Below are 21,893 nucleotides of genomic sequence, written 5' to 3' on the forward strand. Positions count from 1 at the left end.
GGAGCGGTCTCGGGTGCGTGGTCGGGCGCCGCAGGTGGCGGCGCCGGGGTGGGTGGGGGGGCGGTGGGCCGGGGGCGGTGGTGCGGCGCGCGTGGCGTCAGGAGAAGGTGCGGGCGGTCTCGCCGGTGCGGGTGGGGTGACCGGGGGCGGGAGCCGGGGTGGACTTCGGCACCGTCGAGCGCCACAGGCGCACGGCCGCGCTGAGGGCGGCGGTGAGCAGCAGGCCGTTGCGCAGGAAGAGGAGCCCCACACCCAGGGGGGTGCTGTTGACGACGTCCGCGAAGAAGACCGGGAACTCCAGCACCGTCACGAAGGCCGCGGCCAGGACCAGCACGGCCGGGCCGGTCATCCGGCTCGCGCGGGAGCAGAGGCAGACCGCGGCCAGGCCGACCAGCCACACCAGGTACTGCGGGCTGATCACCCGGCTGGTGACCGTGAACAGCAGCGCCGCCGTGAGCGCCGCCTCGGCGAGGGTGTGCGCGGCGAGGCGCTTCGCCGACAGCCGCCACAGCAGCAGCCAGCCGAGGGCGAGCGCGGTCAGGCCCAGGGCCAGGTCGCTCACCACCGGGACGTACGGGCCGAGGAACTCCACCGAGCCGTAGTTCAGCAGCACCTGCCCCTGCCAGCCGAACTGCCGCGCGACATGGAAGACGAGGGCGCCCAGCGACTCCACCTCGGTGCCCCGGTCGCGCTGGAAGGTGAGGAAGGCGAACGCGCCGGGCATGGCCAGGGCGAAGACCGCGGCCACGGCGGCGGCCGTCGCCGCCGCGGCGGCCCACGCCCGGCGCCGCACCGCGCCCGCCAGCAGCAGCACGGGCCAGACCTTCAGCAGCGCGGCGAAGCCGGTGAGCGCGCCCATCAGCCGGGGATGCCGGGCGCCCGCGAGCAGGGCGGCCACGGCGACGGCGGTGACCATCACGTCGTAGCGGGCGTAGACCGTGGGGCCGAGCAGCGGCACGCCCGCCACCCACACCCCGGCGCCGCGCAGCGAGCGGCCGGGGCGCCGGCCGGCGTTCAGGAGCAGCAGGAGGACGGCCAGGTCGGCCAGGAAGGCCAGGACGAAGAAGGCCTGCGCGTAGCCGAGGAAGGGCAGCAGAGCGGGGGAGAGGATCGCGAGCGCGGCGGCGGGCGGGTACTGCCAGGTGACGTCGGTCCGCGGGAAGCTCCCGGTGCGCAGCACGTCGTACCAGCCCTGGTAGATGGACGACACGTCGGTCGTCACGTCCGGGCCGGGGAAGACGAGCACCTTGAAGACGAAGAGCAGCAGGACGAGCCGTGTCACGCCCCAGGTCGCCGACAGCCAGGTGAGCGGCCGTCCCGCCTCCGTGATCTCCACCGGTGTCCGTCCTGTCAGTCTCTGTGGTCGTCTGTCCGGAACTGTCCGTCCGTGCGGCCCATGATCCTCCGGTCGTCTGTGAAGCGCGGCCCCGCGCGGCTGTGAAGGGCGTTTGGATAAGGTCGGCCTCGATGCACAAGACCCTGATCGTGACGAACGACTTTCCGCCCCGCCCCGGCGGTATCCAGGCGTTCCTGCACAACATGGCGCTCCGGCTCGACCCCGACCGCCTCGTCGTGTACGCCTCCACCTGGAAGCGCGGCCGGGAGGGCGCCGAGGCGACGGCCGCCTTCGACGCCGAGCAGCCCTTCACCGTCGTACGGGACCGCACGACGATGCTGCTGCCGACGCCCGGGGCGACCCGGCGGGCCGTCGGGCTGCTGCGGGAGCACGGGTGCACGTCCGTGTGGTTCGGGGCGGCCGCGCCGCTCGGGCTGATGGCCCCCGCGCTGCGCAGGGCGGGCGCCGAGCGGCTCGTGGCGACGACCCACGGGCACGAGGCGGGATGGGCGCAGCTGCCCGCGGCCCGCCGGCTGCTGGGCCGGATCGGGGACACCACGGACACGATGACCTACCTGGGCGAGTACACGCGTTCGCGGATAGCGACCGCGCTCGGCGCCGAGGCGGCCGCGCGGATGGTGCAGCTGCCGCCGGGCGTCGACGAGAAGACCTTCCACCCGGGCTCGGGCGGCGAGGAGGTGCGGGCCCGGCTCGGACTGACCGAGCGGCCGGTGGTGGTGTGCGTCTCGCGGCTCGTGCCGCGCAAGGGCCAGGACACGCTGATCCTCGCCATGCCCCGGATCCTGGCCGCGGAGCCGGACGCGGTGCTGCTGATCGTCGGCGGCGGGCCCTACGAGCGGGATCTGCGGCGGCTGGCGCGCGAGACCGGTGTCGCGGACTCCGTGCGGTTCACCGGGGCGGTGCCCTGGGGCGAGCTGCCCGCGCACTACGGCGCCGGTGACGTGTTCGCGATGCCGTGCCGGACCCGGCGGGGCGGGCTGGACGTCGAGGGGCTCGGGATCGTCTACCTGGAGGCGTCCGCCACCGGGCTGCCCGTCGTCGCCGGCGACTCCGGCGGGGCGCCCGACGCCGTGCTCGACGGGGAGACCGGCTGGGTCGTGCGGGGCGGTTCCCCGGCCGAGGCCGCCGAGCGCATCGTCGTGCTTCTCGGGGACGCCGGGCTGCGCCGCCGGATGGGAGAGCGGGGGCGGCAGTGGGTGGAGGAGAAGTGGCGCTGGGACCTGCTGGCGGAGAAGCTCAAGACGCTGCTGTAGCGGCCCGCTTCAAAGGTCTGGGCAAACCCTGCCGCGGGCTCTAGCCGGACGGCCGGAATCCGCTGATGCTGCGCACATGACAGCCAAACTGATGCAGCGTCAGCTGACGAGACGTCACATTCTTGGTATGGCCGCCCTCCAGACGGCGGCCGCCCTCGGCTTCACCCGCGTCGGCCTCCAGTCGGCCCGCGCGGACCAGCCCGCCGCGGTCGAGTCCGCGCCCGCGATCGTCATCGGCTCCGGCTACGGAGCCGCCGTCGCCGCCCTGCGCCTCGGCCAGGCCGGCATCCGCACGCTCGTCCTCGAGATGGGCCGGCTCTGGAACACCGCCGGCGCCGACGGCAAGATCTTCTGCAACACCGCCAGCCCCGACCAGCGCTCCATGTGGTTCAAGACCCGCACCGAGGCGCCGCTGGCCACCTTCCTCTGGCTGGACGTCGTCAACAAGGACATCAGCCCCTACCCCGGCGTCCTGGACCGGGTCCACTTCGACAACATGTCCGTCTTCGTGGGCCGCGGGGTCGGCGGCGGCTCCCTGGTCAACGGCTCGATGGCGGTCACCCCGCTCCAGTCCTACTTCGCCGAGCAGTTCCCGACCGTCGACGTCACCGAGATGTACGCCACGTACTACCCGCGCGCCCGCGCCATGCTCGGCGTCAACACGATCGACCCCGCCTGGTTCGAGTCGACCGAGTGGTACCGGTTCAGCCGCACCTCCCGGAAGGCCGCCGCCAACACCGGTCTGAAGACCACCTTCGTGCCCAGCGTCTACGACTTCGGCCACATGCAGCGCGAGGCAGCCGGCACCGCCACGAAGTCCGCCCTCGGACAGGAGGTCATCTACGGCAACAACCACGGCAAGAAGAGCCTCGACAAGACCTATCTGGCGTCCGCGCTCGGCACCGGGAACGTCACCCTCCACACCATGGAGAAGGTGACCGCGATCAGCCGGGCGAGCGACGGCACCTGGCTGCTGACCGCCCAGCGCATCGACGACACCGGCGCCGTCGTCGAGACCAAACAGTACGGCTGCACCTATCTGTTCCTCGGCGCGGGCAGCCTCGGCACCAGCGAACTCCTGGTCCGGGCACGGCAGACCGGCGCGCTCCCGGCGCTGGACGCGAGCGTGGGCACCGGCTGGGGCACCAACGGCAATGTGATGCTCGGCCGGGCCAACCACCTGTGGGACACGGTCGGCGCCAACCAGTCGACCATGCCGGTCCTGGGCATCGACGACTGGGCCAACGCCGACAACCCCGTCTTCGCCGAGATCGCCCCGCTGCCGACCGGCCTGGAGCACTGGGTCAGCCTCTATCTGGCGATCACGAAGAACCCCGAGCGGGCCGCCTTCTCCTGGACCGACGGCGCGCTCAGGCTGAACTGGAGCGCCGCCCAGAGCGCGGTCTCCGTGAGCATGGCGAAGAAACTCTTCGACCGGATCAACTCCGCCAACGCGACGATCTACCGGTACGACCTCTTCGGCTCGTCCGGCAAGATCTTCGCCGACGATTTCACGTACCACCCGCTCGGCGGCTGTGTGCTGGGCAGGTCCACCGACAACTACGGACGCGTGAAGGGGTATTCCAAGCTCTACGTCACCGACGGCTCGCTGGTGCCGGGCAACATCGGCGTCAACCCGTTCGTCACGATCACCGCGCTCGCCGAACGCACGATGGCGCGGGTCCTCGCCGAGGACACCGCACCATGATCGTGCCGCTCGCGTGACTACTTCGCGTAGATCGCCTCGATCTCCGGCGCGAAGTCCTTCGCCACGACGTTGCGCTTGAGCTTCAGCGACGGCGTGAGATGGCCCGAGTCCTCCGTGAACTGGGAGGAGAGAATGCGGAACTTCCGCACCGATTCCGCCTTCGACACCGCGGCGTTGCCGTCGTCGACCGCCGACTGGATCGCGGCCAGCAGGTCCGGGTCCTCGAGCAGCGACGCCGCGGTGGAGCCCGCCGGCTTGCCGTGATCGGCGGCCCAACGGCCCAGGAACTCCTCGTCGATGGTGACCAGCGCGCCCACGAACGGCCGCCCGTCGCCCACCACCATGCACTCCGCGACCAGCGCGTGCGCGCGGATCCGGTCCTCGATCACGGCCGGGGCGACGTTCTTGCCCCCCGCGGTGACGATGATCTCCTTCTTGCGGCCGGTGATCCTCAGGTAGCCGTCCTCGTCGAGGGTGCCGATGTCACCGGTGTGGAACCAGCCGTGGGCCAGCGCCTCGGCGGTCGCGCCGGGGTTGTTCCAGTACTCCTTGAACAGGTGCTCGCCGTGCAGCAGCACCTCGCCGTCGTCCGCGATCCGCACCACCGAACCCGGCAGCGGCTGCCCGACCGTGCCGATCTTCTGCCGGTCCCAGGGGTTGAAGGCGGTGGCCGCGCAGGACTCGGTCAGGCCGTAACCCTCCAGCACGGTGAAGCCGATGCCGCGGAAGAAGTGGCCGAGGCGCTCGCCCAGCGGCGCGCCGCCGGAGATCGCGTACTCGCCCCTGCCGCCGAGCACCGCGCGCAACTTGCTGTAGACCAGCCGGTCGAAGACCTTGTGCTTGATCCTCAGACCGATCGACGGGCCGGACGGGGTGTCCAGCGCCTTGCTGTACGCGATCGCGGTGTCCGCCGCCTTGTCGAAGATCGCGCCCTTGCCGTCCGCCTGCGCCTTGGCCCGGGCCGAGTTGTAGACCTTCTCGAAGACGCGCGGCACGCCGAGGATCAGCGTCGGCCGGAAGGCCGCCAGCTCGTCGGTGAGGTTCTTGATGTCCGGGACCGTGCCCAGCTTGATCGGCGCCATCATCGGAGCGATCTGCACCAGCCGGCCGAAGACGTGCGCGAGGGGCAGGAAGAGCAGCACGCTGCACTCGCCCGTACGGAACAGCGGACGCAGGCGCTCGACGACGTTCCCGCACTCGGCGAAGAAGCTGCGGTGGGTGAGCACACAGCCCTTGGGCCGGCCGGTCGTGCCGGAGGTGTAGACGATGGTCGCCGGGTCGTCGGCCTTGGCGAGCGAGCTGCGCTCCTCCACCGTCTGGTCCGCGACGTCCTGGCCGAGCCGCCCGAGCTCCTCGACACCGCCCGCCTCGATCTGCCACACGTGCTTCAGGGCGGGCAGCGTCTCGCGCACCGACTCGACGGCGGCCGCGTGGCCGTCCAGCTCGACGACGATCGCGGTCGCGCCCGAGTCGGAGAGGATCCACTGCACCTGCTCCGGCGAGCTGGTCTCGTACACCGGCACGGTGACCGCGCCCGCGCTCCAGATCGCGAAGTCGAGCAGCGTCCACTCGTAGCGGGTGCGAGACATCAGGCCGACCCGGTCGCCCGGCTGGACACCGGAGGCGATGAGCCCCTTGGCGGCGGCGTGCACCTCGGCCAGGAAGGCCGTGGCGGTCACGTCCTGCCAGACGCCGCCCACCTTGCGGGCGATGACGGCGACGTCAGGGTGCTGCGCGGCGTTTCTGCGGACGATGTCGGTCAGATTGCCGTCCGCAGGGACCTCGTACAAAGCCGGAAGGCTGAACTCGCGCAAGACTGCTGCTCCTCATAGGGCGCCGGCGCCACGACGTTGTGTGATGCGACGGTGCGGTCCAAGGCTCGGGCTGGCGCTCAGGGTTTCAACCGTTGAAATCCTGAGCACGACTGGACTGCCCGGACGTTACCCGCCGGTATGGCTTCTTTGACAGGGGGTCCCGACGAGATGTTCGCTGCGTCACACAGATTGGTGCTTTCCCGCGCACAGTAGTCCACCCCTTTACTGACTGGCCAGTAACCGCTATTCCCGTCGCCACTGTTCACGTATGCCGCACACGCCTACTCTTGATCGACATGGCATCCACACCCTCCGGTAACCGCAGGACACGCATCCACGTGGTCAGCGACGTGCACGGCAACGCCCGTGACCTGGCCCGGGCCGGAGAGGGCGCGGACGCCTTGATCTGTCTGGGCGATCTCGTCCTCTTCCTGGACTACGCCGACCACTCCCGCGGGATCTTCCCCGACCTCTTCGGCGTGGAGAACGCGGACCTGATCGTCGAGCTGCGCACCGCCCGCCGCTTCGAGGAGGCCCGCGAGCTCGGGCGCCGTCTGTGGGGCGGCATCGACGGCGACCGGGCCACGCTCATCGAACAGGCCGTGCGCAGACAGTACGCCGAACTGTTCCCGGCGTTCCCCACCCCGACCTACGCCACCTACGGCAACGTCGACATGCCGCAGCTGTGGCGGGAGTTCGCCGGACCGGGCACCACGGTCCTGGACGGCGAGCGGGTGGAGATCGGCGGCCGGGTCTTCGGCTTCGTCGGCGGCGGGCTGCGCACGCCGATGCGCACCCCCTACGAGATCAGCGACGAGGAGTACGCGGCGAAGATCGAGGCCGTCGGCGAGGTCGACGTGCTGTGCACCCACATCCCGCCCGAGGTGCCCGAACTCGTCTACGACACGGTGGCGCGCCGCTTCGAACGGGGCAGCCGCGCCCTGCTGGAGGCGATCCGCCGGACCCGCCCCCGTTACTCCCTCTTCGGACACGTCCACCAGCCACTGGCCCGGCGGATGCGGATCGGCGCGACCGAGTGCGTGAACGTCGGGCACTTCGCGGGGAGCGGAGAGCCGTGGGCGCTGGAGTGGTGACCCGGCCGGGACCCGACGGCGACCTGACGCCGGGTGAACTCGGCAGGTCGGCCGCGCGGTAGCCTTCACGCTGCACACACGTACCTTTACGGGCCCGTATCCGGAGGAGTCACGGCGATGGCGGAACACACCAGCTCGAGCATCACGATCGAGGCGGCCCCGGCCGACGTCATGGCCGTGATCGCGGACTTCGCCCGCTACCCGGACTGGACGGGCGAGGTGAAGCAGGCGGAGGTCCTCAAGAAGGACGAGCAGGGCCGCGCCGAACAGGTCCGCCTGGTCATGGACGCCGGTGCCATCAAGGACGACCAGGTCCTGGGCTACACCTGGACCGGCGAACACGAGGTGTCCTGGACGCTGGTGAAGTCCCAGATGCTGCGCCAGCTCGACGGCTCCTACCTCCTCAGGCCGGCCGGCGCGGGCGCCACCGAGGTCACCTACCAGCTGACGGTGGACGTCAAGATCCCCATGCTCGGCATGATCAAGCGCAAGGCGGAGAAGGTCATCATCGACCGGGCCCTGGCCGGGCTCAAGAAGCGCGTCGAGTCGGCGTAACCCGCGGGCAGACATGCCGCCGGGGCGAGGGGGGTCCCCCGCCCGGGCGACGCCGGGAGCGGGGGAGGGCGGGCCCGGGTGGCACCCCGCGCGCGCCGGGCCGCGCAGCCCACCCCCGGCACCGGGCCACGGCCCGACCCGCCCGCACTCCTGCGACGGTACGGTTCACCCCCATGCGCACGATCCTGATCACCGGCCCCGGCGGCAGCGGCCGGACGACCGTCGCGGCCGCCACCGCCCTCCACGCGGCCGCCGCGGGCACCCGCACCCTCGTCCTCAGCGCCGACCGCACCGACACCCTCGGCGCCGCGCTGGGGGTGCGGACAGGGGCGAAGCCGCTGCACACGGCGCCGAACCTCACCGCCTGGCGGCCCGACGCCACCGCCGGCTTCCGGGACGACCTCGCCGGCTTCCAGGAGCGCGCCTCCACCGTCCTCGACCTGCTCGGAGCCGCCCGGCTCGACCCCGAGGAGGTCACTCCGCTCCCCGGCGCCGAGGAACTGACCCTGCTGCGCGCGCTGCGGGACGTCGCCCTCGCCGAGGCGCACGACCTGCTCGTCGTCGACCTGCCGCCCACCGCCCAGGCCCTCGCCCTGCTCGCCCTCCCCGAGGAACTGCGCCGCTACCTGCGCCGCCTGCTCCCGCCGGAACGCCAGGCCGCCCGCGCCCTGCGCCCCGTCCTCGGCCGCCTCGCCGGGGTGCCGATGCCCGCCGAGTGGCTGTACGAGACCACCGCCCGCTGGGACGTGGAACTGGCCGCCGTGGAGGCGGTCCTCGCCGACCGCGACACCGCCGTACGGCTGGTCGCCGAACCCGGCCCGGCCGGGGCCGAAGCCGTCCGGGACGCCCGCCTCGGCCTCGCCCTGCGCGCGCTGCCCGTCGAATCGCTCATCGCCAACCGCGTCCTGCCGGAGGCGGCGGCCGACGACGGATGGCTCGGCCGGCTGGTCACCCAGCAGCGCAAGGCCCTCGGGGAGTGGGGCGGCCCGGCGCGGACCGTCGCCCACCTGGGCCACGACCCCCGGGGCGCCGACGACCTCACGGCCCTCGCCGTGCCCCCGGTCGACCAGGACACCGCCCCGGTCGAGTGGCCCGTCGCCGACCGGCTCGCCGAGGACGGCGTGCTCGTCTGGCACATCCCGCTGCCCGGCGCCCTGCGGGACGAGCTGGACCTCGTCCGGCGCGGCGACGAACTCGTCCTCGCCGCCGGACCCTTCCGCCGAATCGTCCCGCTCCCCTCGGCCCTGCGCCGCTGCGCCGTCGGCGGCGCCTCCCTGCGCGACGGCGAGCTGCGCATCCGGTTCACGCCGGATCCCGGTCTCTGGCCGCGGGGACGGTGAACGGCATACCCCCGTTCGGGTAACGTCGGAGGGGACGACCCGTGATGAGGCGTCGTCCACCAGGAGCCATCAGGAGTCCGTCATGAGCGAAGAGCGCCCCACGCCCGACGCCGCCCGGGACGAGGCCGTCGCCGAGGAGCCCCGCGCGACCGACACCGACGCCTGGGCCACCGCCTGCGCCGAGGACCTGGCCCGGGAGAAGGCCCGCCACCGCGCCGAGCAGGGCCGGCCGGAGGGCTCGGCCGCCGAGGAACTGCGCAAGCTCGTCGACGCCGTCGCCGACAAGCTCTCCGGCATCCAGTCCCCGCTGCTCGGCGCGGTCGCGGGCGGCGCCGCCCAGCAGATGCTCCGGCAGGCCGTTCAGCAGGCCAAGGCCGCCGTCGAACCCGTCATCGAGCGCAACCCCGACGTCTTCGACCATCTCGCGGCGGCCGGCGGTGAACTGCTCGCCGCCTACCGCTCCGCGGTCCAGCACCAGGAACAGCGCTGGACGAGCCGTACGCAGGACACGCGTGACGAGCACGACCCCCGCGACGGCGGCGAGGGAACCGGCCCCGGACAGCGCATCGACCTGGACTGACCCTCGAAGGCGAGCCCCCCGTGCCGTGCGCCCTGTCCGCCGGGCGGACGACGCGAATCCGACGGCAGTGGCTCGGGTACCGTTGGCCGTAGCGGGGCTCGACCGAAACTGAGGGATTCATGGGACTCACCATCGGCGTCGACATCGGCGGCACGAAGATCGCGGCCGGCGTGGTCGACGAGGAAGGCAACATCCTCTCGACCTTCAAGGTGCCGACCCCCACCACGCCCGAGGCCATCGTGGACGCCATCGCCTCGGCGGTGGAGGGCGCCCGCGCGGGCCACGAGATCGTCGGCGTGGGCATCGGAGCGGCCGGTTACGTCAACCGGCAGCGCTCCACCGTCTACTTCGCACCCAACATCGACTGGCGCCAGGAACCGCTGAAGGACAAGGTCGAGGCCCGCGTGGGCCTTCCGGTCGTCGTCGAGAACGACGCCAACGCCGCCGCGTGGGGCGAGTACAAGTTCGGTGCCGGCAAGGGCCACCGCAACGTCATCTGCATCACGCTCGGCACCGGCCTCGGCGGCGGCATCATCATCGGCAACAAGCTGCGCCGCGGCCACTTCGGCGTCGCCGCCGAGTTCGGCCACATCCGCATGGTCCCGGACGGCCTGCTGTGCGGCTGCGGCAGCCAGGGCTGCTGGGAGCAGTACGCGTCGGGCCGGGCGCTGGTGCGCTACGCCAAGCAGCGCGCCAACGCCACCCCGGAGCACGCCGAGGTCCTCCTCGGCCTGGGCGACGGCACCCCCGACGGCATCGAGGGCAAGCACATCTCCATGGCCGCCCGCCAGGGCGACCCGGTCGCGGTCGACTCCTACCGCGAACTGGCCCGCTGGGCCGGCGCCGGCCTCGCCGACCTCGCCTCCCTCTTCGACCCCTCCGCCTTCATCGTCGGCGGCGGTCTCTCCGACGAGGGCGAACTGGTCCTCGACCCGATCCGCAAGTCCTACAAGCGCTGGCTGGTCGGCGGCAACTGGCGTCCGGTGGCCGATGTCATCGCGGCCCAGCTGGGCAACAAGGCGGGCCTGGTGGGCGCGGCGGACCTGGCGAGAGAGCCGGATCCCATCATGTGAGGCCCGGGGGGCCGACCTCTGAGGGGCGCGGGGCTGTGTCACCGTGCGGCTCCGCCGCGTGTACGCGACTGACGGACAACCGGCAGTCGCGTACAAACCTCGCGCCCCGCCGCATCGGGCGTAAATTGATCCACATGCCGCAGCTCCCCAACTCCCGCACCGAGTCCGACGGTTCGGCCGTCATCCGGGTCATGAGCTACAACATCCGCTCGATGCGCGACGACACCGACGCGCTCGCCCGTGTCATCACCGCCTGCGCCCCCGACCTGGTCCTCGTCCAGGAAGCCCCTCGTTTCTTCCGCTGGCGCAAGAAACTCGCCCGCCTCGCGGCCGCCTCCGGCCAGGTGATCCTCACCGGCGGCGGCACGGCGGCCGGGCCGGCCGTCCTGTGCTCCCTGCGGGCCACGGTCGAACGCACCGAGGACGTCCTGCTCCCGCTCACCCCCGGTGAGCACCGCCGTGGCCTCGCCACCGCCGTCGTCCGCTTCGGGGGCGCCCGCCTCGGCGTGATCAGCTGTCACCTCGGCCTCCGCCAGGACGAGCGGTACGACCAGGGCGGCATGCTGCTCGACCGCCTCGCCGGCCTGGGTGCGGAACACGCCGTCGCCGGCGGCGACCTCAACGAGAGGCCCGAGGGCCGCACCTTCGGCCTGCTGTCGAGCACCCTGCGGGACTGCCGCACCACCGCCCCCTGGGGCGCCGAGCACACGTTCCCCTCCACCGCGCCGGACCGCCGTATCGACGCGGTCTTCGCCACGAAGGGCGTGGAGGTACTGGGCTGCGGCGTGCCTCTCGGCCTCCCCGGCGTCACCGAGAACGACCTGAGGGCGGCCACGGACCACCTCCCGGTCCTCGCCGCCCTCAAAATCCCCGCCGCTTAGACGACCGCTCCCCGCCCCGGGTCCCCGTCGTCCTCGTCGTCCGGCCGCATCCGCACCACCAGGGTGGCGAAGCCGCCGAGGAAGCCGCCGATGGAGACCGTCGTCAGCCACCACGTCATGTCCCAGCCGAGCAGCACCGCCAGCAACAGCAGCAGCGGCCCGCCGATCACCCCGAGCCAGGCGAACTTGGCCGTGGTGTCGGCGGCCGGCAGCGGCGGCGGCTCCGGCGGCACGAAGTGACCCTCGTCGTCCTCGTCGAAGTCCTCCTCGGCCGGTTCCGGTGCGGAGTGGTCGCGGGGACCCACGCCGGGCGCGAAGGAGACGGAACTGCCCAGCGGCTTGGCCGGTTTCGGCTCCTGTTCCTCACCCGGGTCACGGGGTTCGTCCTCGTTCGTCCTGGACTCCAGGAGTGCCAGGTCCTCGACCGACTTGAACGGCTTGGCCCCCGGCGGGTCCGGCGGCTCGTCGCCGTACCCCGCGACGATCGCCGCCCACGCGGCGTCCTCGTCGAAGGGCACGCTCTGCTCCTCCGGCTCCCGGCCCCGGCGGGCGTCCGGGCCGTCCCGCTCCTCCCGGTTCTCCCGGTCCTCGCGGTCGGAGTCGTGCTCAGCCACCTACGGCCGTCCCTTCCTTGCCGACACTGGGCGCGAGCCGGGCGATGAACGCGTAGCTCTCCTCGAAGATCCGGTCCGCATCGTGGTCCAACGTTGCCACGTGGTAGCTCTGTTCCAGGAGGATCTCGGTCACGTCCACGGACGACACCCGGCTCAGGACCCGGGCCGGGTCGGCGGCCGGAACGACATGGTCCTGGACGCTGCGCAGCAGCAGCAACGGCTGCGTGACCTGCGGAAGCTCTCCGTCGACCTGCCGCAGAAAGCCCCGCAGGGAGTGCGCCGACCGCAGCGGCACCCGCTCGTAGCCCGTCTCCACGACACCCTCCTTCGCGATGTCGCTCACGATCCCCTTCGTCGACCTCACGAAGTGGTGGGCCACCGGCAGCGCGTACGCGGACAGCCCGTGCACCCGGTTCGCCGGATTCACCACGACGACGCCCCCGACGTCCTCGCCGTGCTTGGCGGCCAGCCGCAGCGCCAGGGCACCGCCCATGGACAGCCCGGCCACGAACACCCGGGAGCACCGTTCGCGCAGGGCGCGCAGCTCGCGGTCCACCTCCGCGTACCAGTCGGGCCAGCCGGTGAGTGTCATGTCCTCCCAGCGCGTGCCGTGACCCGGCAGCAGGGGCAGCGAGACGGTCAGACCCCGGTCGGCCAGAAACCGGGCCCAGGGGCGCAGCGACTGCGGGGAACCGGTGAAGCCGTGGCAGAGGAGGACCCCGACCTCCCCGCCCTCGTGGCGGTACGGCTCGGCTCCAGGAAGGACCGGCACCTTCGGTCTCCTGTCTTCGTCTGTTCATGGTGGGAGGGACGTGTGCTTCACGGTACGCGACCGCACCGACACCGACCAGGGCCGTCGGAGCCTTTGGCGCCGCTCCGGGTTAAGGTCTGAGGACACATACAGGAGGCACTCGGGTGTTGTACGGCGCGATGAAGGTCGCTATCGGGGGACCGCTGAAGGTCACCTTCAGGCCCTGGGTGGAAGGCCTCGAGAACATTCCCGCCGAGGGGCCCGCGATCCTGGCGAGCAATCACCTGTCGTTCTCGGACTCGTTCTTCCTGCCCGCGGTCCTGGACCGCAAGGTCACGTTCATCGCGAAGGCCGAGTACTTCACCACGCCCGGCGTGAAGGGCCGGCTGACGGCCGCCTTCTTCAAGGGCGTCGGCCAGCTCCCGGTGGACCGCTCCGGCGCGCGCGGCGCCGGCGAGGCCGCGATCAGGAGCGGCATAGAGGTGCTGGAGCAGGGCGAGCTGTTCGGGATCTACCCGGAGGGCACCCGCTCGCCCGACGGCCGCCTCTACCGGGGCAAGCCGGGCGGCCTCGCCCGGGTGGCGCTCGCCAGCGGCGCGCCCGTCATCCCGGTCGCGATGATCGACACGGAGAAGATCCAGCCGCCCGGCAAGGTGATGCCCAAGCTGATGCGGCCCGGCATCCGGATCGGCAGGCCGCTGGACTTCAGCCGGTACGAGGGCATGGACCACGACCGTTTCGTGCTCCGCGCGCTGACGGACGAGGTCATGTACGAGATCATGAAGCTCTCCGGCCAGGAGTACGTCGACATGTACGCGACCGCAGCCAAGCGGCAGATCGCGGAGGCGGCGAAGGCCGGCAGGGAAGCGGAGAAGGCCGCGAAGGCGGCGCTCGCGCAGGCCGAGAAGGATCAGGCCAAGAAGGAAAAAGAGCAGTAGGCGGCGCTCCGGGGGCGGGGGGACGGGTCGGATGGCCAGGCGCGAGAAAGTCATGAGGATGTCGGTCGAGCTGCCGCTGTGGCGTGCGCTCACCGGCTACCGGGTGCTGACGATGCTGTACGCGGTCGGCCTGTTCGCCGCCGCCTACGACGACTACGACCGGCCCGGCATCGCCATCACCTACTTCGCCGTCCTGTTCGTCTGGACGCTGGCCACCGTGCCCCGGGTGCAGAACGCGGCGGCCTGCACCAAGCGCTTCCTCGCCGTCGACCTGGCCGTCGCGCTCACCGGCATCGTCCTCACCCCGCTCGTCGTCACCGACCGGCACATCCTGGCGGGCGGACCCACCCTGCCCTCGATCTGGACGGCGGGTTCGGTCCTCGCGTTCGCCATCAAGGGCGGCTGGCGCTGGGCCGCGTTCGCCTCCACGCCCGTCGCCGCCGCGAACCTGATCGAGCGGGGCCATCCGGCCCGCGACACCGTTCACAACGTGATCCTCGTCTGGGTCGCCTCCATCGCCATCGGCTACGTCGTCGAGGTCGCCCGCGCCTCCGAGCGCACCCTCGCCCGCGCCCTGGAGATCGAGGCCGCCACCCGGGAGCGGGAGCGGCTGGCCCGGGACATCCACGACGGTGTGCTCCAGGTGCTGGCGATGGTGCAGCGGCGCGGCGCGGTCATCGGCGGCGAGGCGGCCGAGCTGGGCCGGCTGGCCGGGGAGCAGGAGGTCGCGCTGCGCACCCTGGTCTCCGGGGGGCTGGTACCGGTTTCCCGGGTGTCGGAGGACGCCGCCGAGGGGGCCGTCGTCCGCCTGGTCGACGAGCCCGAGGAGAGCGACGGTCCGCTCGACCTGCGCACGCTGCTCGCCCCGTACGCCGCCGCGCGGGTCAGCCTCGCCGAGCCGGGCGCGCCGGTGCTGCTGGAGCAGGCCGCGGCCCGGGAGCTGGCCGCGGCCGTGGGCGCGGCCCTGGACAATGTGCGCAGGCACGCCGGGGCGGACGCCCGGGCCTGGATCCTGGTCGAGGACGAGCCCGACGAGGTGATCGTCTCGGTAAGGGACGACGGGCCCGGGATCCCGGAGGGGCGGCTGGCGCAGGCCGAGGGCGAGGGGCGGCTCGGGGTCGCCCAGTCGATCCGGGGCCGGCTGCGCGACCTCGGCGGCCGCGCCGAGCTGATCTCGACTCCGGGGCAGGGCACGGAGGTCGAGCTGACGGTACCGAAGGAACACGCGAAGCGGGGGAAGGCAGGACTGCGATGAGCCAGGACCAGGGCGGGGCGGGAACCGGCGACGGGCGGGCGGGGGCCGGCGGGCCGATCAAGGTCATGGTGGTCGACGACCACCCCATGTGGCGCGACGCGGTCGCCCGCGACCTGGCCGCGTCCGGCTTCGACGTGGTCGCCACCGCGGGCGACGGCGAGCAGGCGGTGCGCCGCGCCCGGGCCACCACGCCCGACGTGCTCGTCCTCGACCTCAACCTGCCCGCCAAGCCCGGGGCGCAGGTGTGCAAGGAGGTCGTCGCCGCCAACCCGGCGCTGCGCGTCCTCGTGCTCTCCGCGAGCGGTGAGCACGCCGATGTGCTGGAGGCGGTCAAGTCCGGTGCCACGGGCTACCTGCTGAAGTCGGCGTCCACGGAGGAGCTGCTGGACGCGGTGCGCCGCACGGCGGCCGGCGACCCGGTGTTCACCCCCGGCCTCGCCGGACTGGTCCTCGGCGAGTACCGCCGTCTGGCCTCCGACCCCGGCCCCGCGTCCGGCGGCGACGAGCCGGACGCGCCCCGACTCACCGACCGGGAGACCGAGGTGCTGCGGCTGGTCGCCAAGGGGCTGAGCTACAAGCAGATCGCCGAGCGCCTGGTCATCTCCCACCGCACGGTCCAGAACCATGTGCAGAACACCCTCGGCAAGCTCCAGCTGCACAACCGGGTGGAGCTGGTGCGGTACGCGATAGAACGGGGACTGGACGACGCGTAACCGCCCGGCGGGGCCTTCCGCGCCGCTAGCGTGGGGCCGGGAAGCGGAGGACCGGCGGAGGGGACCTGCATGCGCGTCGGAGTACTGACCGGAGGCCGCGACTGCCCGGGGCTCAACGCCGTGGTGCGGGCCGTCGTCCGCAAGGGTGTACAGGAGTACGGCCTCGAGTTCGTCGGCTTCGTCGACGGCTGGCGCGGCCCCCTGGAGGGGGAGACCGTCCCGCTCGACATCCCGGCGGTGCGCGGCACCCTGCCGCGGGGCGGCACGATCCTCGGGTCCTCGCGCACGGACCCGCTGCGGCAGCCGGACGGTGTCCGCCGGATCCGGGACAACCTCGCCAAGCACGAGGTCGGGGCGCTGATCACGATCGGCGGGCGGGACACGCTCGGCACGGCCGCGCGCCTGGCGGCCGACCACGGGCTGCCCTGTGTCGCCGTACCCAAGACCATCGACAACGACGTGCCCGGCACCGACTGCACCCTCGGCTTCGACACCGCCGTCGGTGTCGCCACCGAGGCGATCGACCGGCTGCACACCACCGCCGAGTCCCACAAGCGGGTGCTCGTCGTCGAGGTGATGGGTGGTGAGACGGGCTGGATCGCCCTGCGCTCCGGCCTGGCCGGCGGCGCGAACGTCGTCCTCATCCCCGAGCAGCCCTTCGACGTGGACCAGGTGTGCGCCTGGGTCACCTCCCGCTTCCGGGCGTCGTACGCGCCGATCGTCGTGGTCGCCGACGGGGCCGTCCCCCGGGACGGCTCGGTGGCGCCCGGGCCGTGGCCGGGCTACGCGGCCGGCGGGGCCCGGCTGTCCGGGGTGGGGGATTGGCTGGCCGGGGAGATCGAGCGGCGGACCGGGAAGGAGGCCCGCACCACGGTCCTCGGGCACGTCCAGCGCGGCGGCAGCCCCAGCGCCTTCGACCGCTGGCTCGCCACCCGCTTCGGCCTGCACGCCGTCGACGCCGTGCACGAGGGCGACTTCGGCACGATGGTCGCCCTGCGCGGCACGGACATCGTGCGCGTACCGCTGGCGGAGGCGACGGGGCCGCTGAAGACCGTGGACCCGTGGCTGTACGCCGAGGCGGGCGTGTTCTTCGGCTGACGTCCGGGCGGCTCCGGCAGGCGCCCCGCACCGCACGGGCCCCGTCCCCGTATAGTCGCCAGAGCCGGACAAATGCGCTCAAATGCTGCGGAGGGCCTTGTGGAGATCCTCGTCTTCGGTGTGCAGGCCGACGAGAAACCCCTGATCGAGCGGGCTTTCGCCGGTCACCACGAGGTCCGCTGCGTGGACGTCTTCCTGAACGAGGACACCGCCCCCATCGCGGCCGGCTACGAGGCCGTCTCCACCAGCGTCAACGCCGTCCTCGACCGCCATGTCCTGAACATCCTGGCGGCCGGCGGCACCCGGATGATCGCCCAGCGCTCCACCGGCTTCAACAACATCGACCTCGCCGTCGCCGAGCGCCTCGGCATGACGGTCGCGCGGGTGTCGTCCTACTCGCCGTACGCGGTGGCCGAGTTCGCCTGGACCCTCGCCCTGGCCGTCAACCGCCGGATCGTGCGGGCCTCCGTCCGCACCCGCGACTTCGACTTCCGTCTGGACGGACTGATGGGCCGGGACCTGCACGGCCGCACCGTGGGTGTGCTGGGCACCGGAAAGATCGGTGAGGCGTTCACCCGGATCGCCCACGGCTTCGGCATGCGCCTGCTCGGCTGGGACGTCGCCGAGAACCCCGCCTGCATGGAACTCGGCATGAAGTACGTCGCCAAGGAGCGGCTCCTCGCCGAGTCCGACCTGGTCACCCTGCACGTCCCCCTGATGCCCGAGACCCGGCACCTCGTCGACGCCGACGCCCTGAAGGCCATGAAGGACGACGCGATCCTGGTGAACTCCAGCCGCGGTGGACTGATCGACACCGCGGCCCTCGTCGCCGAGCTGCGCGAGGGCCGCTTCACGGGCATCGGCCTGGACGTCTACGAGGCGGAGGCGGGCCTGTTCTTCCAGGACAGGTCCCTGGAGGCCGTCGACGACGACACCCTGGCCCGCCTCGTCACCTTCCCGAACGTCCTGGTCACCTCCCACCAGGCGTACTACACCGAGGACGCCGTCGGCCAGATCGTCGACGCCACGGTGAGGAACGTCCTGGACTACAAGGCGGGCCGCCGCTCGGAGAACGTGCTCGTCCCGCGCACCTGAGCCACCAGCTCCCGTACGACCGAGGCCCCGTCCAGCGTCAGCACGGACTCCGGGTGGAACTGCACACCGGCGAACCCGGCGCCCCGTACCGCGTGCACCTCCCCGTTCTCCGCCCGGCTCACCTCGACGCCGTGCGCGGCGAGCTCCACCAGCGCCTCGTCGTCGCAGCGGGCCACGAAGCTGTTGTAGAAGCCGACCGTCTCGGGCCGCCCGAACAGGTCGATCTCCGTCTGCGCCCCCTGGTACGGCACCTCCTTGCGCACGATGTCCAGCCCCAGCTCCGCCGCGATCAGCTCGTGGCCGAGGCAGACGCCGAGCACACCGTGCCGGTGCCCGCGGAGCACCACGGAGGTCAGCTCCCGCAGGAAGCGCATCTTCGGGTCGGTCAGGTCGCACGGGTCACCGGGGCCGGGGCCCAGCACGAGCGGCCCCTCGTGCGCGAGCACCGCCTCCCGCAGCCCGGCCTCGTCGTAGCGCCGGACGGACACCTCGAGGCCGCTGGAGCGCAGCACGTGCGCGAGCATCGCGGTGAACGTGTCCTCGCCGTCGACGACGAGCGCGTGCCCGCGAAGGTCGTGCGTCCGCTCCTGCATCCGCAGCCAGAACGGCGCCAGCGCGGCCCGCCGACCGTCCAGCGCGGCCCGCACCCGGGGATCGTCGGCCAGCCGGGGACGGGTGTGCTCCGACCGGGGCCTGCCCGGCCGTACGCCGAGGGCCGCCAGCACCCCGGCCGCCTTCGCGTGCGTCTCCGCGACCTCGCCCGCCGGGTCCGAACCCCGTACGAGCGTGGCGCCGACCGGCACCCGCAGCCGCCCGGCCGCGTCGATGTCGGCGGTCCGGATGAGGATGGGGGAGTCGAGGGTCTGGGCACCGCCGGAGTCCCTGCCCAGCAGCGCGAGGGCGCCCGCGTAGTAGCCGCGCCCGCCGACCTCGTGGCGCTCGATGACCCGGCAGGCGTTCTGCACCGGCGAGCCGGTCACGGTCGCCGCGAACATCGTCTCCCGCAGGACCTCCCGGGCGTCCAGCGAGGACTTCCCGCGCAGTTCGTACTCGGTGTGCGCGAGGTGCGCCATCTCCTTCAGCCGGGGCCCGATCACCACCCCGCCCATGTCGCCGACCGTGCACATCATCTTGAGCTCCTCGTCGACCACCATCGACAGCTCCTCGATCTCCTTGCCGTCCGCGAGGAAGCCGAGCAGCTGCTCCGGCGAGGGTCCCCCGGCCGGATAGCGGTACGTTCCGCTGATCGGGTTCATGACGACCGTGCCGCCGGACATCCGCACGTGCACCTCGGGGCTGGCCCCGACGAGCGTCCGTTCCCCGGTGTGCACGACGAACGTCCAGTAGGCGCCGCGCTCGCCTTCGAGGAGCCGCCGGAAGAGGGCGAGGGCGTCTCCGCGGGAGAACCCCGGGATCTCACCCTCGTACGTCCGGCGGATCACGAAGTTCGCGCCCTCGCCCTGCCCGATCTCGTCCCGCAGCACCCGTCCGACGATCTCGGCGTACTCCTCGTCGGCGACGTCGAAGCCCCCGCCCTCGACCCGCACGTCATGGGCGGGGAGCCGGTCCAGCGCCTCGGCGAGCGGGACGGCGTGGCGCTCCTCGGGGACGAGGACGGACAGCGGCGTGCCGTCGTCCCGGACGTCGAAGCCGCGCTCGCGGATCTGGCGGAACGGCACGAGGGCCAGACCCTCGTCGGGGAGGTCGGCGAGACGGTCGTACGTGGCGACCGGACCGATCAGCAGCTCGACCGTGTGCTCGTCGTGGCCGGGCGTGCGGCGGCGCAGGAGGGCGAAGGGGCGGGTGTCGTGCGGCAGGTCCTGAAGGTTCATCGGTCGGGGTCTCTCTCGCTGGGAGGTGGAGAGGAACGACCCCGGAAACACCGAAGGCCGCCCCTCGGGCGGCCTTCGCGAAGTCTTGCGTACGCGCAGTCAGTGGGCCGCCGGATGAGCGGTCCACCACCAGTTCTGGGTCGAAAGCGCGAACATGCGCCGCACCCTACCCCATGGGCGGCGGGTCGCGTCCACAGGTGAGCGGGACACCGTCTCACCTGTCGAGCCGGGAGAAAACGACGCGACACGACCCCGTAATGTTGAGGGCGTGACCGTGAACGCTAAGACCAGCCCCGGCGCTGGCAACACCTGGCGAGACCTGCCCGCGGCGCAGCAGCCCGAGTACCCCGACCCCGAGGCTCTGCGCGCAGTCGTTGCGGAGCTGGAGTCGTATCCGCCGCTCGTCTTCGCGGGCGAGTGCGACCAGCTGCGCGCCCGGATGGCGGCCGTCGCCAAGGGAGAGGCGTTCCTCCTCCAGGGCGGCGACTGCGCCGAGGCCTTCGACGCGGTGTCCGCCGACCACATCCGCAACAAGCTCAAGACGCTGCTCCAGATGGGCGCCGTGCTGACGTACGCCGCCTCGGTGCCGGTCGTGAAGGTCGGCCGGATCGCCGGCCAGTACTCCAAGCCGCGTTCCAAGCCGACCGAGACCCGCGACGGCGTCACCCTGCCGACCTACCGCGGCGACTCCGTCAACGGTTTCGACTTCACCGAGGCCGCCCGGGTCCCGGACCCCGAGCGCCTGAAGCGCATGTACCACGCCTCGGCGTCCACGCTGAACCTGGTGCGTGCCTTCACCACCGGCGGCTACGCCGACCTGCGCCAGGTCCACGCCTGGAACCAGGACTTCGTGAAGTCGTCCCCCTCCGGCCAGCGCTACGAGCAGCTCGCCCGGGAGATCGACAACGCGCTGAACTTCATGCGGGCCTGCGGGACCGACCCGGAGGAGTTCAAGACCGTCGAGTTCTACTCCTCGCACGAGGCGCTGCTGCTGGACTACGAGTCGGCGCTCACCCGCGTCGACTCCCGCACCGGGCAGCTGTACGACGTCTCCGCGCACATGGTGTGGATCGGCGAGCGCACCCGCCAGCTGGACCACGCGCACATCGAGTTCGCCTCGAAGATCCGCAACCCGATCGGGATCAAGCTCGGCCCGGCCACCACGGCCGAGGACGCGCTGCAGTACATCGAGCGCCTCGACCCCGACCGCGAGCCCGGCCGGCTGACCTTCATCGTCCGCATGGGCGCCGACAAGGTCCGCGACAAGCTGCCCGAGCTGGTCGAGAAGGTCACCGCCTCCGGCGCGGTCGTGGCCTGGGTGACCGACCCGATGCACGGCAACACCTTCGAGGCGGCCTCGGGTCACAAGACCCGCCGCTTCGACGACGTGCTCGACGAGGTCAAGGGCTTCTTCGAGGTCCACAAGGCCCTCGGCACCCACCCGGGCGGCATCCACGTCGAGCTCACCGGTGACGACGTCACCGAGTGCGTCGGCGGCGGCGACGAGATCTTCGTCGACGATCTCCACCAGCGCTACGAGACGGCCTGCGACCCGCGGCTGAACCGCAGCCAGTCCCTCGACCTGGCGTTCCTCGTCGCGGAGATGTACAGGGACCAGTGACGGTCGCGTCCGTCACCGGGACATGAAGTGGGGGGGGGGGGGGCAAACAAAACACGCCCCCCCCCCCCAAGTAAAAAAAGCCGGCCCCGGGGGGGGTTGGTTTTTGGAAACCAAAAAACAGAGCGCCGGAAAAAAACAAAAACCCGGGGGGGGGGGCGGTTTGGGGGGGGGGGGGCCCCGCGGGGGGGGGGGGGGCCCGGGGGGGGGGGCGCGGGGGTGGACTTCGGCACCGTCGAGCGCCACCGGCCCACGGCCGCGCTGAGGGCGGCGGTGAGCAGCAGGCCGTTGCGCAGGAAGAGGAGCCCCACACCCAGGGGGGTG

The 21,893-nt window shown here is 72.3% G+C and carries 20 protein-coding genes; 14 read left to right on the forward strand and 6 right to left on the reverse strand.

The genetic code is table 11. The annotated features are described in order from the left end of the window. Positions 1 to 97: 97 nt before the first annotated feature. The gene (locus ACFY30_RS38515; RefSeq protein WP_390849797.1) at positions 98 to 1,336 is read right to left on the reverse strand and encodes a glycosyltransferase 87 family protein; all 1,239 of its coding nucleotides are present in this window, start codon (positions 1,334 to 1,336) and stop codon (positions 98 to 100) included. Between the two features lie 131 nt (positions 1,337 to 1,467). On the opposite strand from ACFY30_RS38515, the gene ACFY30_RS38520 reads away from it, so the two are divergent. Next, a complete protein-coding gene (locus ACFY30_RS38520) occupies positions 1,468 to 2,610 on the forward strand; it encodes a glycosyltransferase family 4 protein (RefSeq protein ID WP_390849798.1) in 1,143 nt (380 codons plus the stop codon). 127 nt (positions 2,611 to 2,737) lie between these two features. Further along, a complete protein-coding gene (locus ACFY30_RS38525; RefSeq protein ID WP_390849799.1) occupies positions 2,738 to 4,318 on the forward strand; it encodes a GMC oxidoreductase in 1,581 nt (526 codons plus the stop codon). 17 nt (positions 4,319 to 4,335) lie between these two features. Here the strand turns inward: ACFY30_RS38525 and ACFY30_RS38530 are convergent, their stop codons facing one another. Next, positions 4,336 to 6,132: an AMP-dependent synthetase/ligase gene (locus ACFY30_RS38530; RefSeq protein ID WP_390849800.1), complete on the reverse strand. Its 1,797-nt coding sequence runs from the start codon at positions 6,130 to 6,132 to the stop codon at positions 4,336 to 4,338. A 338-nt stretch (positions 6,133 to 6,470) separates the two neighbouring features. Between ACFY30_RS38530 and ACFY30_RS38535 the strand changes: the two genes are divergently transcribed. The 6 genes from ACFY30_RS38535 to ACFY30_RS38560 all read left to right on the forward strand — a co-directional run bounded on the left by ACFY30_RS38535 (position 6,471) and on the right by ACFY30_RS38560 (position 11,655). Next, positions 6,471 to 7,226: a metallophosphoesterase gene (locus tag ACFY30_RS38535; RefSeq protein ID WP_390849816.1), complete on the forward strand. Its 756-nt coding sequence runs from the start codon at positions 6,471 to 6,473 to the stop codon at positions 7,224 to 7,226. A 117-nt stretch (positions 7,227 to 7,343) separates the two neighbouring features. Then, positions 7,344 to 7,781, forward strand: a complete 438-nt coding sequence (locus ACFY30_RS38540) for an SRPBCC family protein (RefSeq protein ID WP_390655801.1) — start codon at positions 7,344 to 7,346, stop codon at positions 7,779 to 7,781. Between the two features lie 173 nt (positions 7,782 to 7,954). Further along, a complete protein-coding gene (locus ACFY30_RS38545) occupies positions 7,955 to 9,121 on the forward strand; it encodes an ArsA family ATPase (RefSeq protein ID WP_390849801.1) in 1,167 nt (388 codons plus the stop codon). A gap of 82 nt (positions 9,122 to 9,203) precedes the next feature. Further along, positions 9,204 to 9,701 (forward strand): DUF5304 domain-containing protein, encoded by a 498-nt coding sequence (locus tag ACFY30_RS38550; protein WP_390849802.1) that lies wholly within the window; start codon positions 9,204 to 9,206, stop codon positions 9,699 to 9,701. Positions 9,702 to 9,820: 119 nt separating this feature from the next. Beyond that, the gene (locus tag ACFY30_RS38555; RefSeq protein WP_390849803.1) at positions 9,821 to 10,774 is read left to right on the forward strand and encodes an ROK family glucokinase; all 954 of its coding nucleotides are present in this window, start codon (positions 9,821 to 9,823) and stop codon (positions 10,772 to 10,774) included. A 134-nt stretch (positions 10,775 to 10,908) separates the two neighbouring features. Then, entirely contained in the window at positions 10,909 to 11,655 is a 747-nt protein-coding gene (locus ACFY30_RS38560; RefSeq protein ID WP_390849804.1) for an endonuclease/exonuclease/phosphatase family protein, read from the forward strand. On the opposite strand, the gene ACFY30_RS38565 is transcribed toward ACFY30_RS38560, so the two are convergent. After that, positions 11,652 to 12,269 carry a hypothetical protein gene (locus tag ACFY30_RS38565; protein WP_390849805.1) on the reverse strand — a complete coding sequence of 206 codons (618 nt, stop codon included), beginning with the start codon at positions 12,267 to 12,269 and terminating at the stop codon, positions 11,652 to 11,654. The genes ACFY30_RS38560 and ACFY30_RS38565 overlap by 4 nt on opposite strands. Next, complete coding sequence (locus tag ACFY30_RS38570) at positions 12,262 to 13,041, reverse strand: alpha/beta hydrolase (RefSeq protein WP_390849806.1); 780 nt, start codon at positions 13,039 to 13,041, stop codon at positions 12,262 to 12,264. The genes ACFY30_RS38565 and ACFY30_RS38570 overlap by 8 nt, the downstream gene beginning before the upstream one ends. A gap of 158 nt (positions 13,042 to 13,199) precedes the next feature. Here ACFY30_RS38570 and ACFY30_RS38575 point away from each other — a divergent pair, with 158 nt between their 5' ends. The 5 genes from ACFY30_RS38575 to ACFY30_RS38595 all read left to right on the forward strand — a co-directional run bounded on the left by ACFY30_RS38575 (position 13,200) and on the right by ACFY30_RS38595 (position 18,119). Next, positions 13,200 to 13,958 (forward strand): lysophospholipid acyltransferase family protein, encoded by a 759-nt coding sequence (locus ACFY30_RS38575; protein WP_390849807.1) that lies wholly within the window; start codon positions 13,200 to 13,202, stop codon positions 13,956 to 13,958. A 31-nt stretch (positions 13,959 to 13,989) separates the two neighbouring features. Continuing rightward, positions 13,990 to 15,213 carry a MacS family sensor histidine kinase gene (gene macS / locus ACFY30_RS38580; RefSeq protein ID WP_390849808.1) on the forward strand — a complete coding sequence of 408 codons (1,224 nt, stop codon included), beginning with the start codon at positions 13,990 to 13,992 and terminating at the stop codon, positions 15,211 to 15,213. Next, positions 15,210 to 15,926 (forward strand): response regulator, encoded by a 717-nt coding sequence (locus ACFY30_RS38585; protein ID WP_390849809.1) that lies wholly within the window; start codon positions 15,210 to 15,212, stop codon positions 15,924 to 15,926. The genes macS and ACFY30_RS38585 overlap by 4 nt, the downstream gene beginning before the upstream one ends. A gap of 69 nt (positions 15,927 to 15,995) precedes the next feature. Then, the gene (locus ACFY30_RS38590; RefSeq protein WP_390849810.1) at positions 15,996 to 17,024 is read left to right on the forward strand and encodes a 6-phosphofructokinase; all 1,029 of its coding nucleotides are present in this window, start codon (positions 15,996 to 15,998) and stop codon (positions 17,022 to 17,024) included. A gap of 99 nt (positions 17,025 to 17,123) precedes the next feature. Further along, positions 17,124 to 18,119, forward strand: a complete 996-nt coding sequence (locus ACFY30_RS38595; RefSeq protein ID WP_390849811.1) for a 2-hydroxyacid dehydrogenase — start codon at positions 17,124 to 17,126, stop codon at positions 18,117 to 18,119. Here ACFY30_RS38595 and ACFY30_RS38600 read toward each other — a convergent pair. Both ACFY30_RS38600 and ACFY30_RS38605 read right to left on the reverse strand, forming a co-directional pair. Further along, positions 18,071 to 19,951: an anthranilate synthase family protein gene (locus ACFY30_RS38600; RefSeq protein ID WP_390849812.1), complete on the reverse strand. Its 1,881-nt coding sequence runs from the start codon at positions 19,949 to 19,951 to the stop codon at positions 18,071 to 18,073. The two genes, ACFY30_RS38595 and ACFY30_RS38600, sit on opposite strands and share 49 nt — an antisense overlap. Before the next feature lie 99 nt (positions 19,952 to 20,050). After that, entirely contained in the window at positions 20,051 to 20,107 is a 57-nt protein-coding gene (locus ACFY30_RS38605) for a trp operon leader peptide (RefSeq protein ID WP_078912442.1), read from the reverse strand. A 112-nt stretch (positions 20,108 to 20,219) separates the two neighbouring features. Here ACFY30_RS38605 and ACFY30_RS38610 point away from each other — a divergent pair, with 112 nt between their 5' ends. Next, positions 20,220 to 21,572, forward strand: coding sequence for a class II 3-deoxy-7-phosphoheptulonate synthase (locus ACFY30_RS38610; protein WP_390849813.1), 1,353 nt, complete (start codon positions 20,220 to 20,222; stop codon positions 21,570 to 21,572). The last annotated feature ends 321 nt before the right edge of the window (positions 21,573 to 21,893 follow it).

This window comes from Streptomyces sp. NPDC000345, assembly GCF_042898825.1.
Lineage (GTDB): Bacteria > Actinomycetota > Actinomycetes > Streptomycetales > Streptomycetaceae > Streptomyces.